Source organism: Paraburkholderia yinzeri, assembly GCF_046581065.1.
GTDB lineage: Bacteria > Pseudomonadota > Gammaproteobacteria > Burkholderiales > Burkholderiaceae > Paraburkholderia.
Genome location: NZ_JBFOCJ010000001.1, coordinates 2,041,675 through 2,053,723, shown reverse-complemented (window position 1 = coordinate 2,053,723; position 12,049 = coordinate 2,041,675). Strand labels below are relative to the sequence as shown.

Sequence of the window (12,049 nt, the reverse complement as noted above, 5' to 3'; positions counted from 1 at the left end):
CGGAAAAAATAACCGGCAAATCCGCTTGAAGTCCCGTGGCAGAAGGACTGCCCCATCAGCCAAACAGGTCTGCACCCGCTGCGGCCCGTTGACGCATATCAATACAGCACAGGCATCCGCAGGTACTCCTGCGTCACACGACCTCACCTGCATATTCGCGCCGAATGATGACCGATCAATGAAACGCAATAGTATGCGGGAGCGTCCCGGAGGGCGGATTTCACGTATCAAACATCAGTGGAAACCGCATGCAATTGCCGTGTGGCAGGAAACGCGAAGCTTACAACAAAGCCATTTGAGAGCGCGCTCTATTTCACGAGGGATTAATTCATCGTGAATGATTCTTTTCGCGTTTTACGATGTGCAATTGCGGATCGATTGCACCGAAATGGCGAACCGTCCTTGCCGAAATAGTTCGACGATTGGACGGCTGCATACAAAAATCCGTTTGCCCTTAAGTCTGTACGAAACATTACATCCTGAAGCGGGCACTCGCTCCGGCTTCAGTCGAGGAATTCCGCGGACCGTCGGCGCAGCATGGCGCCAAAGTCGTCGAGCCAGCCAATCGACAGACGCCAGCTCTGCCAGTACAGGTCGACATCGAGCGCGCGTCCGGGCGTGAGCTCGACCATCTCGCCGCGCGCGAGATGCGAGGCAATCATGCGCTCGGGGCACATGCCCCACCCGAGACCGGAGAGGCAGCAGCGCAGAAAGCCGGCAACGTGCGGAATCCAGTGCAGCGGCGCGTCGACCTGAGCGCGCGTGATACGCCGGATGAAGCGCTTTTGCAGTTGATCCTTCGGATTGAACTCGATGCACGGCGCGCGCCTTAGCGACTCGCGCGTCACGCCCTGCGCGAAATAACGCTCGAAAAACGCCGGCGAGCACACGGCAAGATAACGCATGCGCCCAAGGCGCGTCGAACGGCAGCCCTGCACCGGCTCCGCCTGCGTCGTGACCGCGCCTTGCACGCTGCCGTCGCGGATACGCTGCGCGGTATGGTCCTGGTCGTCGATCACGAGGTCGAGCAGAATGTCGCGCTCCACGCAGAACGGCGCAACGGCATCGATGAACCAGGTGCCCACGCTGTCGTCGTTGACGGCGACACGCAGCGTGGGCCTCGCGCTTTCGAGTGCGCCCGTGAAGGTCGGCATCGCGCCGCCCAGCTCCGCCTCGAGCAACTGCACGCGTTCGGTATGGCGGCACAGCAGTGCGCCGGAGGCCGTCGCGACGCACGGCTGCCCGCGCTTCACGAGCACCGTGCCCACGCGCTCCTCCAGCAGCTTCACGCGCTGCGAGACCGCGGAGGGTGTGACATTGAGCGCGCCGGCCGCGCGGTCGAACGAGCCGTGCCGCACCACCGCGGCCAGCGCGTCGAGCAACGCATAGTCGAGCATTAGCGTTCCTTAATCGGGTTTAAGAAAATCAGCTTCTCTTATGTCGCTGACGAACGCAGACTAGCGCCTCTTCCCCTGTCATGCAATCGGTCGCTCGCCGACCTCGGGTCTCAACATGAACTGGCTCGCTTTTTCCCATGGCGCGGCGCTCTGCGCCTCGCTGATCGTCACCATCGGCGCGCAGAACGCCTTCGTACTGCGCCAGGGCATTCTGCGCGCGCACGTCGCCAAGATCGTTGTGCTCTGCACGCTCTCCGACTTCGTCCTGATCGCCGCGGGCGTAGGGGGCGCCTCGGCGCTCGTCGAGCGCTATCCCACCTTCGTCCATTTCGTGCTCTATGCGGGCCTCGCGTGGCTCGTCTGGTTCGGCATCGGCGCGCTGCGGCGCGCGGTGCGCCCCGGGCACGCGGTGCTCGACCCGACGGCGGCCGCGGCCTCGCCCGAGCAACGTGCGTGGCCCATCGTGCTCATGACGCTCGCCTTCACGTGGCTCAATCCGCACGTCTATCTGGACACCTTCTTGCTGATCGGCACCGCAGGCGCCCGCGAGCCCGTGGGCGGACGGCTCGCGTTCGCGCTGGGCGCCATGAGCGTGAGCGCCATCTGGTTCGTCGGGCTCGGCTATGGAGCGCGCGCGCTCGCTCCGCTCTTTCGCCGCGCCGGCGCGTGGCGCGTGCTGGACGGCGCCATCGGCGGCATGGTGCTGTTGATCGCTTTTGCCCAGTTGCGTTGATCGTTACGTCAATAGTCGCGTTGATCGTTACGCGAATTGCGCCGATTGCCAGGCTACCGCGCCACGCTTCGGCCGCGCGACGGCGGCGACATGCGCGACACCCTCGCGCTCAACGCGTGGGAGGAGAGCCGCCACAAGGAAGTGCTGTCGCGCATGGTGGCCGCCCACGGCATCGGGCTTGCCAGCGAGCCGCCCTATGTCTGGCCGCGCGATGCGGAGTGGGCGTATCTGGTGACGGGCTACAGCGAGTGCGTCGACAGCTTCTTCGCCTTCGGCCTCTTCGAAGTGGCGCGACGCTCCGGGCTCGTTCCGCCCGAACTGATCGACACGTTCGACCCCGTGATGCAGGAAGAATGCCGGCACATCCTGCTGTTCGCGAACTGGGTGGCGTGGCACCGCGCGCGCCTCTCGTGGTGGCGGCGGATCCACTTCGAACTCAAGGTGGCGGCCGTGTGGGCCTTCCTCGGCTGGGAGCGCATTGGCCTTGCGCGCACCCTGGATGCCGAAGGCAACGTGCAAAGCCAGGACAATAACTTCACCGTGAACGGTGCGCAGTCGATGACCGATGTCAACATCGGTATGCCTGAACTCATGCGCCTGTGCCTGAGCGAGAACGACCGGCGCTTTGCCGGTTACGACGCGCGGCTCTTGCGCCCCGAAACGATGCCGAAGCTAATGCGCTTCGCACTGCGATTCATGCGCGACAAGAAAAAGCAGTAGTCCGAAGTCCGGCGCATTTGGGCGAGCGCGGGTCACTCCACCTGCGGCGTCGCGTTGCCGGCCTCCGGCGTCTCGCGCGCCGCGCCGCGGTTGACGTAGTGAATCGCGACGATGCCCGCGAGCGAGACGCAGGCCGGCACGGCCGCGGCCATGAACAGCGACGCCGACGACCACTGCAGATGCATCAGCGCACCACCCAGCACGGGACCGACCACCGAGCCGATGCGGCCTATGCCAAGGCTCCAGCCAATGCCGGTGGAACGCAGCGAAGTGGGATAGTAGGTCGCGGCGAGCGCGTTGATGGCGGGCTGGCCGCCGACGATCGAAAAACCCGTGAGGAAGATCGCGACGAACATCGCCGCCACCGATACCATCACGGCCGGATTACCGATCGCGGCCGTCGCGACGATGGCAATCACGAAGGTCGTGGCCAGCACGCGCGTAAAGCCCGCGAGGTCGATGATGCGGCCGAGCAGCAAGGTGCCGATCACGCCGCCTCCCCATAGCGCGGTGCCGGCCAGCACGGCGGTCTGCGTGGTGTAACCGGCATCGCGGATCACGGTGGGCAGCCAGTTCGAGAGGAAGTACATGTCGAGCAGGTTCGCGAAGTTCACGATCCAGAGCAGCACGGTCACGCGCGCGCGGCCCTCCTTGAAGAGCTCGACGAACGGCACGCCGCGCGAGCGCGTCTCCGCCGTCGTGAACACGGTGCCGGCCGGCAGCGCCAGCGCAGGCGCCACGCGCGCCAGGTTGCGGCGCACGCGCGTCCCCGTATCGCGGCCCTGGCGGAACAGCAGGAACTGGATCGATTCGGGCAGTGCAAGCCACATGAGCACGCCCATCACCAGCGGAATCGCCCCGCCCACGAAGAACACCGCGCGCCAGCCAAAGGCCGGGATCAGCGCGGCGGTGATGAGCCCGCCCAGCACGCCGCCCAGCGTGAAACCGCACGATACGATCATCATGAGCGTCACGCGCATGCGGCGCGGGCTGTACTCGCCGGCGAGCGCCATGGCGTTGGGCATGATGCAGCCAAGCCCGAGCCCTGCCGCGAAGCGCCACGCAATCAGTTGGGTGATCGAGTGCGCAAAGCCCGTGGCCATCATGCAAGCGGAGAAAAACAGCGTCGCACCGATCAGCACCGGGCGCCGGCCAATCTTGTCGGCGAGCGCGCTGAACGTGAGCGAGCCCACCAGCATGCCGAACAGGCCTGCACCGAACACCGGCGCGAGCGTTTCCTTCGCAATGCCCCATTCGCGGATCACGACGGGCGCGACATAGCCCATCGCCTGGACATCGAAGCCATCCATGACGAGACACATTGCGCACAGCACGACCACCAGCAGTTGATATGGCCCGAACCGGCTTTCGTCGATAACGCCGGTCACCTCCACGGTCTTGCTCATAAGAAAATCTCCACGGTTCTTCCGCTTGCGTACGCGCTTATGTACGTGATTACGCGCTATTGACGTTGCGTTATCAGAGTTCGAGTACCAGACGCTGCCCCTTCGCGCGGGAGCAGCAGGTCATCATGCGCGCATGCGTATCGCGTTCGGCGCGCGTAAGCACGACGTCGCGATGGTCGACCTCCCCCGCCAGCACGCGCACCTCGCACGAGCCGCACAGGCCTTCTTCGCAGTCGCTCTGCACGTCGATGTTCGCGCGGCGCAGCGCGTCGAGCACGGTCTGGTCAGCGGCAACGCCGAGCACGAGCCCCGAGTCCTTCAACTCCACCTCGAACGCATGCTCGTTTGCTGGATCGAGCTTGCCCACGCTCGCCGCGAAATGCTCGACGCGCAGCGCGTCTTCCGGCCAGGTCCCGCTCGCTGCCTGCAGGGCTTCGAGCATGCGCGCCGGACCGCACGCATAGACGCGCGTGTGAGCGTCCACGTCAAGCGCGCCGAAATCGTTGCGCGCGCCCTCTTCCGAGACATGCAGATGCAACCGGTCGCCGTGGAGCTGCACCAGTTCGTCGACGAAAGCCATCCCCGCGCGCGCACGTCCGCTGTAGTGCAATGCGTAGTCCATGCCAAGTTCTTTGGCGCGCCGCGCCATCGCGCTGATGGGCGTAATGCCAATGCCACCCGCGACGAAAATAACCCGGCGTCCTTCCTCGTCCAGACGGAAATGATTGCGTGGCCCGCGGATCTTCAGCCGCATGCCCTCGCGCACGGTATCGTGGATCCACGCTGAGCCGCCGCGGCTTTGCGCTTCGCGCAGCACGGCGATCTCGAACGCATGCGTATCGGCGGAGTTGCCGCACAGCGAATATTGGCGCGAGACGCCGGTGTCGCCGCATTCGACGTCGATGTGCGCGCCCGGCGCCCAGCGCGGCAACGTACCGCCTTCGGGCGCAACGAGGCGCAGCCGCACGATACCGTCCGTGGCGCGGCTCACGCGCTCCACGATCACGGGCCGGGCGAGCGCATGCGCCGAGGGCTCACCTATGCGAACGTTCACCGGCTTTTCGAGCAACGCGGGCTGCGTGCGCTCCGGATTCTGCGCGGGGTCCCACTCCACCCAAAGGTGCTCCGGTCCGCGGAACGAAGTGTTCGGCACGTAAGTGAATGCCTGATCTGCGAGCCTCATGTGCGGCAGACGCCGCGTAAACTCCTCGACAAAGATCTGCATTTCCATGCGCGCGAGATTCTTGCCCATGCATTGGTGCGAACCGTACCCAAACGTGACGTGGTCGCTCGCGTTGTCGCGCCGGATGTCGAACAGATCCGCATCGGCGAAATGGCGCTCGTCGTGGTTCGCCGACGACGTGACGATCAAAAGCTTCGCGCCCGCCGGAATGGCGATGCCGCCAATCTGCACGTCCTTCGTCACCAGACGCCGCCAGGCGGCCACCGAGCCGTTGTGGCGCAGGCACTCTTCGACCGCGCCAGGAATGAGGTCCGGGTCTTCGCAAAGCTCGCGCCACGCGCACGGATGTTGCAGCAGGAGCTTCATCGCATTGGCCGTGGCGTTCGCCGTGGTCTCGTGCGCGGCCACGATGCCGGCCATCATCATCGAATGCAGATAGGAGTCCGTGACGATTTCCGGATGCGCTTTCTGCTTGCGGATGCCGTACTGCATCCAGCCCGGGCCGTCGGGGTTCTGGCGCATCTTGTCGAGCACCTTGCCCGCGAACTGCCAGAAGTTGCCCACCGCGTGCGCCACCTCGACCTGCTCTTCCGGACGCGGCCTGCCCCACGTGTTGACCGTGTGCGCGATCGAATACTTGCGCAGGAGGTCCATGTCTTCCTCCGGCACGCCGAGAAAATGCAGGGCCACCGTGAGCGGCACCTCCCACAGCATCTGGTCGACGAGATCGGCGCGGCCGTCGTCGATGAAACGATCCACGTACTCGCTCGTAAGATGCCGCACCATCGGTTCGTGGTGCTTCAGATGCTCAGGCGTAAACGGCTCCATCAGCACGCGGCGGCGCGGCATGTGCGCGGGCTCGTCCTCGTTCACGAGCGTGCGGTTCATGGCGTAACCGTACGAGGCCAGCACGGCGTTCGCCTCCGGTCCCGTGGGCGTGATCTTTTCGAGCGCGATCGAGGGGCTGAACGTGAGGTTGTCGCGAAAGATCGCCTTGATGTCGTCGTAGCGCGTCACGACCCAATAGTCCAGTTGCGGACTGTAGAACACCGGCTCGTGCTCGCGCGCCCAGCGCACGTATTCGGGCGGGTCCTGCTGGTAGCCGTCGCTGAACGGGTCGAACCCGGCGGCGTTCGCGCTGACCGGGCAAGCGGGCGCGGCGTTCGCGGCGTGATGGGGAAAGGGACAGCCTCCCGCCTGGACTTGAGCCTGCGCCTGGGCCGCAGTCGTATTGCTCATCACATCTCCTACGCGTTGCATTTTGCGTAACTTTAGTACGCATTGCGTAAATTTAAGATAAGGGTTAACCTCCAACGAGGGCGAGCGTCGCCCTATCTGTCCAGCCGCTTAGAATCGCTGCATGAAAACCGCCCCTATTTCCTCCCCCTCGTCCGACGCCGCGAAGACCCGCAAAACCGCGAAGGCGCCCGCCGAGCGCGAGCGCCGCCAGCGCGTGCAGTCGGCACAGACCGGCATGGCCGTGCTCAAGGGACTCGCGCGCCTTGGCGGCCGCGCGAGCCTCACCGGCCTCGCGTCCCATGTGGGCGAAAGTCCCGCGAAGGTGCATCGCTATCTGGTAAGCCTGATCGAGGAAGGGTTCGTCGCGCAGGACACGGGCACGCAGCAATACCTGCTGGGGCCCGAGGCGATGATGATCGGCGTGGCTGCCATGCGCCAGGCCAATCCGGTGCGCGTGGCGGAGCCCGCGCTCGTGCGTCTGTGCGAACAGCTCGAAGTGACGGCGTTCGTCGCTGTAATGGGCAACAAAGGGCCGACGATCATTCGTTTCGAGGAACCGGGGCTGCCCGTGATTGTGAACGCGAGGGTGGGATCGGTGATGCCGCTTTTGTGGTCCGCGACGGGGCGCGTGTTTCTCGGCCTCCTCGACGACAAGCGCGTGCTCGCCCTCGCCGAGGAAGAACTCGCGCAGGCCGATGCTGCGCTGCGCGCGCAGCTCGATGCCCGGGACCCGATTGGCGCGTTGCGGCGCGACGTGCAGGCCATGCGCTGCGCGTCGGTCAGGGATACGAATCTCAAGGGGATCAGCGCCGTGTCCGCGCCGCTCTTCGATCACACGGGCAGGCTCTGCGCCGTGCTCACCGCGCTTGGCGCGACGGGAGGCTTCGACGCCTCGCTCGAAGGTCCCATCGGCACGGCATTGCGCCGCGAGGCCGCCGCGGCGAGCGCCCTGCTCGGGTATCTGCCCGAGGCCGACGCGCCCGTACAGGGCGCGTAAGCGCGGCTGGCGCGCTTACGCCCTCAGCACGCTTTGCTGCGCTCAGCGCGATGCCTGCGCCAGCGGTTTTTTCGCAGGCTGCGCGCCCGGCTGGTAGCCGTCGTTGAGCGTCTTCAGGAACGCGATCACGTCGTCGATGTCGTGCTCGCTCCACACCGGCTTGTCGCCCTGCTTGTAGGTCAGCGGCGCGTCGATGGTGTCCACGTTGTGGCGCAGATCGGGCGGCAGATCGTCGAACTTCACGACATGGCCGCGAGCATCGCGCGAGTACCACTTCTCCGGATTCGTGTCTCGCTCCACATAGAAGCGCAGCGCCTCGCGCAGCGTGTGGAAACGCCCGTTGTGGAAGAACACCTGGCGCGTCGCGACATTGCGCAGCGTCGGCGTCTTGAAGAGGCCGCACATCGTCTTGTCCTTCGCCAGATCGGTACGCAACGGGCCGCATAGGCCTTCGTCGTAGTACGAAGGATCGCGGTTCGCATGCAGCTCGGGATTGCGCGGCACGCCCAGCGCTTCGAACTGGAAGTCCGTAAAAAGCGGATGTGCGCCGTTGACGCCCGGCTGGTCGATATGGCACGACGCGCAATTGCCGCTGTTCGGATCGTCGAAGAGCTTCATGCCGTGCAGCTCGGCCGCGGTGAGCGTGGCCTTGCCGTCCAGGTAGTAGTCGAACTTGCTCGTGTACGGATGAAAGTCCGGTTCCTCGAGTTCGTAACGCTCGACGGCCGACATCGCCTGACGCAACGCCACCTCCGGCGAATCGAACACCGTCTCGCCGAACACCTGCTTGAAGCGCGCCGCGTAGGGGGCGCGCGCGAGCTTCGCGACGACCGAAGCGGCATCGCGATTCGCCATTTCGTCGGGATTGAAGAGCGGGAACGTGGCCTGGTCGTGCAGGTGATTGAAGCGGCCATCCCAGCCGAAGCCGCCCGACGGCGAATTGTCGTCCTCGAAACGCTCGCCGAGGCTCGCCGCCTGCACGTGCGTCCAGATCGGCGTGCGGTTGAGCACATAGCTCAGCGTAGGCACGGCGCGCGTGCCTTGCGAGTGGAGATCGGGGCCGCCCAGTTGGGCGGCGAGTCCGTTGGGAGGACCGTACGAATGCGCGGGGCTATGACAGCTCGCACACGACATGCGCCCCGAGGCCGAGAGCGATTGATCGTAGAACAGTTGCTTGCCGAGGGCCGCCGTGTCGCTGAGGACAAGCGGCTTCGCGGCCTGTGCCGTGGTTGCCGACGCAGGCTGAGCCTGGGCGTACGCGGCGCCCGGAGCGCTAAACGCCGCCACCGCGGCAGCGGTAGCGGCGAGCGCAGCCTTGACGGCGCGGCGCGCCGTCGTGGTTGCGTGAGACATGGACATGGTTACTGGTTCGTGTAGATGTCGTTACCGAAGCTCGCGAGCCCAGCCTGCCCGGCGTAGCCAAGGTGGCCGAGACCGAAGATGTCCTCGATGCTCTTGAGCATCGAATAGTGGTTGTACGGCACCGTCGAAACCGTGCCCGGCTTGATGAACTTCGAGATCATCACGGCGCCGGTCTGGTCGCCGCCGTAGTTCGCCTTCGTCATGACGAGCTGGATCGTGCCGAGCGACGCCGGCAGACCCGGAATCTCGGTCGCCGGGAGCGTACCGTACACCGACGACTGCGGGAACGCCGCCAGATTCGGACCTGGCTGTTCGCTACAGCAGGTGTCGCCCGAGTAGGTGAGCGTCAGCGTCGGCGGGCTGGTGGTCAGGTTCGGCGTTTCGGTCGCGTAGCTGCTCTCGTCGAAGTTGATGATCAGGAGTCCGTCGTTCTTGAACGCCGGCGACGACGTGATGATCGGCACCCACTTCTCGAGAAACGCGTTCGCGCTCGTGAGACCGCCCGGCTGACCGTTCACGCAAGGCGAATCGTGGCCGTCGTCGCAGAGGTTCGGCGTGATGAAGTTGAAGTTGGCCGTCGTCGCGACCGACTGCAGGTCGGTCTGCAGATGGCTCAGGTTCACGACGTTCGTCTGGCAGTCCGGCGAATCGATGATCGAGTGAAAGTACATGAACGGGTCGTGACGCGTTGCGTACTGGTCGCCCAGCGGCACGGCCGCGCTCGGCGCTTCGGCTTCCTGCGTGAGGTCGGTCGTGTTCAGCGTGGGGTGGCCGCAGGTCGCCGCTTCGCGCGACGGGTCGTTGCCCATGTCCTCTTCGTAGCCCTTCCACGTAAAGCCGGCGGCCTTCAACTGGTCGGGCAGCGTCTGGATGCTCGCGGGAAACACGCAGCCCGTGCCGACAGCCTGACCGTCCGACGTCGTGCCGGTCATGGCGTAGTTTTCATAGGCCGTGCAGTCGTTGTCGGTCTGCGGTGTCGGAGCCTGACCGCTGAGCATCGAAATGTAGTTGTCGAGGCTGACGTGGCCCGTGCCGTAGTAGTTCTGCACGAGCGCACCCTGCGAAGCGAGCGTCTGCGCCAGGTACGGCGCCTTCGTGCTGGAGCCGAAGGTGGTGGCGTAGTTTTCGTTTTCGAGCGTGATGACGAACACGTGGCGGATCTGGTGCACGCCGGCCGTGACGTTCGAGGACGACGATCCGCACGCGCTCACGAAGAGTGCGGCGAATAGCACGGCAAGCAATGCGGCGACAGGTGCCCAGATTTTGCCAGGGATGCGTGAGAGCATAAGATTCCTCTTGTGGGTCGAATCGTTATGGGTTGTTCTGTTTTTTTCGCCGCATGCGTGACGGATGAGGCGGCGCAAGATTAGGGAGCCGATGTGACGTGGATGTGAAATCGAGGCCTGGTTCATAGGTGAAACAGGAGAATCGTCAAAACGGACGATCCTTGCGCACACAATCAGTTTGCCGCCAAGCCGGCATGATCATATGCCGCTTATCCGTCTCGCGGCATACCGCTGCGCCGCCCTTGCCGGAGCCGTTTCACGTCCTCCCACTGCGCAGGGGCTATCATGTGGTTTCGTACCGCATAGGGAACAAACGAATCACATGGCCTCTCCCCAGGAAAACGTCAGCATGGCGGTGTTCTGCGACTTCGAGAACGTCGCGCTCGGCGTGCGCGACGCGAAGATCGACCGCTTCGATATCAAGCCCGTGCTCGAGCGGCTCCTGCTCAAGGGCAGCATCGTCGTGAAAAAAGCCTATTGCGACTGGGACCGCTACAAGGGCTTCAAGGCCTCCATGCACGAGGCAAGCTTCGAGTTGATCGAGATTCCCCACGTGCGCCAGTCGGGCAAGAATTCCGCCGATATCCGTCTCGTCGTCGACGCGCTCGACCTCTGTTATACGAAGTCGCACGTGGACACCTTCGTGATCGTGAGCGGCGACTCGGACTTCTCGCCGCTCGTATCCAAACTGCGCGAGAACGCGAAGAAGGTGATCGGCGTGGGCGTGAAGAACTCGACCTCCGACCTGCTCGTCGCCAACTGCGACGAGTTCATCTTCTACGACGATCTCGTGCGCGAGCAGTCGCGCAGCGCCTCGAAGCGCGAGAGCGCCGGCCAGGCCAGGCAGAAAGCCGGCGACGAGCGCCAGCCGAAGGCCGAAAATGACGATCGCGAAGAGCGCAAGTCGGAGGAACGCCGGTCGAGGGCGATCGCCTTCGCCGTCGAAACGCTCGACGCACTCGTGCTGGAGCGCGGCGACAGCGGGAAAGTCTGGGCCTCGGTACTCAAGAGCGCCATCAAGCGGCGCCGGCCCGATTTCAACGAGACGCGCTACGGCTTCCGCGCTTTCGGCAATCTCCTCGACGAAGCCCAGGTGCGCGGCCTGCTGGAAGTGGGCCGCGACGAAAAATCGGGCACCTATGTGTCGCGGACAAACCCGCCGGCAGCGCCCGCCGCAGAGGCCGCCGTGCCCATGGAAAAGCAGGAAGCCCCCACGCGCAGCGAAGAACCCCGTCGCGGCAAGGGCCGCGGCAAAGGAAGGCGCGACGAGCGCGGCGTGCAGGAACGTGCGGCAGGCGCTACCGAAGGCACCGCGGCGCAGACGGCCGAAACGCGGCGCGGCGCGGCCACCGGCACGCGCGACGACGAGGCCGCAGCGCATGCGGAGCAGACGGCCCTGCCCCTCTTTGGCGACGTGGCGCCCGCTTCGTCTCCGTTTGACGAGATGGCCGCGTTCTCCGTCGACGAGGTCGCCCAGGCCGAGCCCGAAAGCGCCGAAGCCTCCCGCCCGGCGCCGCGCCGCGCCCGCAAAACAGCCTCCCGCAAGAGCACGGCCCGCAAGACGACCGCGGCGCCGACCGACGAGCACGCGGCACCGGCTCCCGCCACCGCAGCGGACGGCGTCGTAGAAGCGCCGAAAGCGCCGGCCGCAAAGAAAGCCCCGTCACGCCCGCGCCGTCCGCGCGCCAAACCCGCCAGCGACGCAAGCTGACGGCAACGCGGCACG

At 65.2% G+C, this 12,049-nt stretch carries 8 protein-coding genes and 1 pseudogene; 4 read left to right on the top strand and 5 right to left on the bottom strand.

Features of this window, described 5'->3' with window-relative positions; all coding sequences use genetic code 11:
• Positions 1 to 503: 503 nt before the first annotated feature.
• Entirely contained in the window at positions 504 to 1,397 is an 894-nt protein-coding gene (locus WJ542_RS09840; RefSeq protein WP_411189116.1) for a LysR family transcriptional regulator ArgP, read from the bottom strand.
• A gap of 115 nt (positions 1,398 to 1,512) precedes the next feature.
• On the opposite strand from WJ542_RS09840, the gene WJ542_RS09835 reads away from it, so the two are divergent.
• Both WJ542_RS09835 and WJ542_RS09830 read left to right on the top strand, forming a co-directional pair.
• Entirely contained in the window at positions 1,513 to 2,130 is a 618-nt protein-coding gene (locus WJ542_RS09835) for a LysE/ArgO family amino acid transporter (protein WP_411189115.1), read from the top strand.
• Between the two features lie 42 nt (positions 2,131 to 2,172).
• Positions 2,173 to 2,850: pseudogene (locus WJ542_RS09830) on the top strand (ferritin-like domain-containing protein); the annotation flags it as partial.
• Between the two features lie 32 nt (positions 2,851 to 2,882).
• Here WJ542_RS09830 and WJ542_RS09825 read toward each other — a convergent pair.
• Both WJ542_RS09825 and WJ542_RS09820 read right to left on the bottom strand, forming a co-directional pair.
• A complete protein-coding gene (locus WJ542_RS09825) occupies positions 2,883 to 4,256 on the bottom strand; it encodes an MFS transporter (RefSeq protein ID WP_411189114.1) in 1,374 nt (457 codons plus the stop codon).
• 73 nt (positions 4,257 to 4,329) lie between these two features.
• Positions 4,330 to 6,678, bottom strand: coding sequence for a cytochrome P450/oxidoreductase (locus tag WJ542_RS09820; RefSeq protein ID WP_411189113.1), 2,349 nt, complete (start codon positions 6,676 to 6,678; stop codon positions 4,330 to 4,332).
• Between the two features lie 121 nt (positions 6,679 to 6,799).
• Between WJ542_RS09820 and WJ542_RS09815 the strand changes: the two genes are divergently transcribed.
• Positions 6,800 to 7,675, top strand: a complete 876-nt coding sequence (locus tag WJ542_RS09815; RefSeq protein ID WP_411189112.1) for an IclR family transcriptional regulator — start codon at positions 6,800 to 6,802, stop codon at positions 7,673 to 7,675.
• A 42-nt stretch (positions 7,676 to 7,717) separates the two neighbouring features.
• On the opposite strand, the gene WJ542_RS09810 is transcribed toward WJ542_RS09815, so the two are convergent.
• Both WJ542_RS09810 and WJ542_RS09805 read right to left on the bottom strand, forming a co-directional pair.
• Positions 7,718 to 9,034 carry a cytochrome-c peroxidase gene (locus WJ542_RS09810; protein WP_411189111.1) on the bottom strand — a complete coding sequence of 439 codons (1,317 nt, stop codon included), beginning with the start codon at positions 9,032 to 9,034 and terminating at the stop codon, positions 7,718 to 7,720.
• A 2-nt stretch (positions 9,035 to 9,036) separates the two neighbouring features.
• Complete coding sequence (locus tag WJ542_RS09805; RefSeq protein WP_411189110.1) at positions 9,037 to 10,323, bottom strand: alkaline phosphatase family protein; 1,287 nt, start codon at positions 10,321 to 10,323, stop codon at positions 9,037 to 9,039.
• A 322-nt stretch (positions 10,324 to 10,645) separates the two neighbouring features.
• On the opposite strand from WJ542_RS09805, the gene WJ542_RS09800 reads away from it, so the two are divergent.
• Positions 10,646 to 12,034, top strand: coding sequence for an NYN domain-containing protein (locus WJ542_RS09800; protein WP_411189109.1), 1,389 nt, complete (start codon positions 10,646 to 10,648; stop codon positions 12,032 to 12,034).
• Positions 12,035 to 12,049: the final 15 nt, after the last annotated feature.

Excerpts from the sequence above, each read along its gene's own strand:
- WJ542_RS09805 (WP_411189110.1), bottom strand. The coding sequence starts at position 10,323 with ATGCTCTCACGCATCCCTGGCAAAATCTGGGCACCTGTCGCCGCATTG.
- WJ542_RS09825 (WP_411189114.1), bottom strand. The coding sequence starts at position 4,256 with ATGAGCAAGACCGTGGAGGTGACCGGCGTTATCGACGAAAGCCGGTTC.
- WJ542_RS09820 (WP_411189113.1), bottom strand. The coding sequence starts at position 6,678 with ATGAGCAATACGACTGCGGCCCAGGCGCAGGCTCAAGTCCAGGCGGGA.
- WJ542_RS09835 (WP_411189115.1), top strand. The coding sequence starts at position 1,513 with ATGAACTGGCTCGCTTTTTCCCATGGCGCGGCGCTCTGCGCCTCGCTG.
- WJ542_RS09840 (WP_411189116.1), bottom strand. The coding sequence starts at position 1,397 with ATGCTCGACTATGCGTTGCTCGACGCGCTGGCCGCGGTGGTGCGGCAC.
- WJ542_RS09815 (WP_411189112.1), top strand. The coding sequence starts at position 6,800 with ATGAAAACCGCCCCTATTTCCTCCCCCTCGTCCGACGCCGCGAAGACC.
- WJ542_RS09800 (WP_411189109.1), top strand. The coding sequence starts at position 10,646 with ATGGCCTCTCCCCAGGAAAACGTCAGCATGGCGGTGTTCTGCGACTTC.
- WJ542_RS09810 (WP_411189111.1), bottom strand. The coding sequence starts at position 9,034 with ATGTCCATGTCTCACGCAACCACGACGGCGCGCCGCGCCGTCAAGGCT.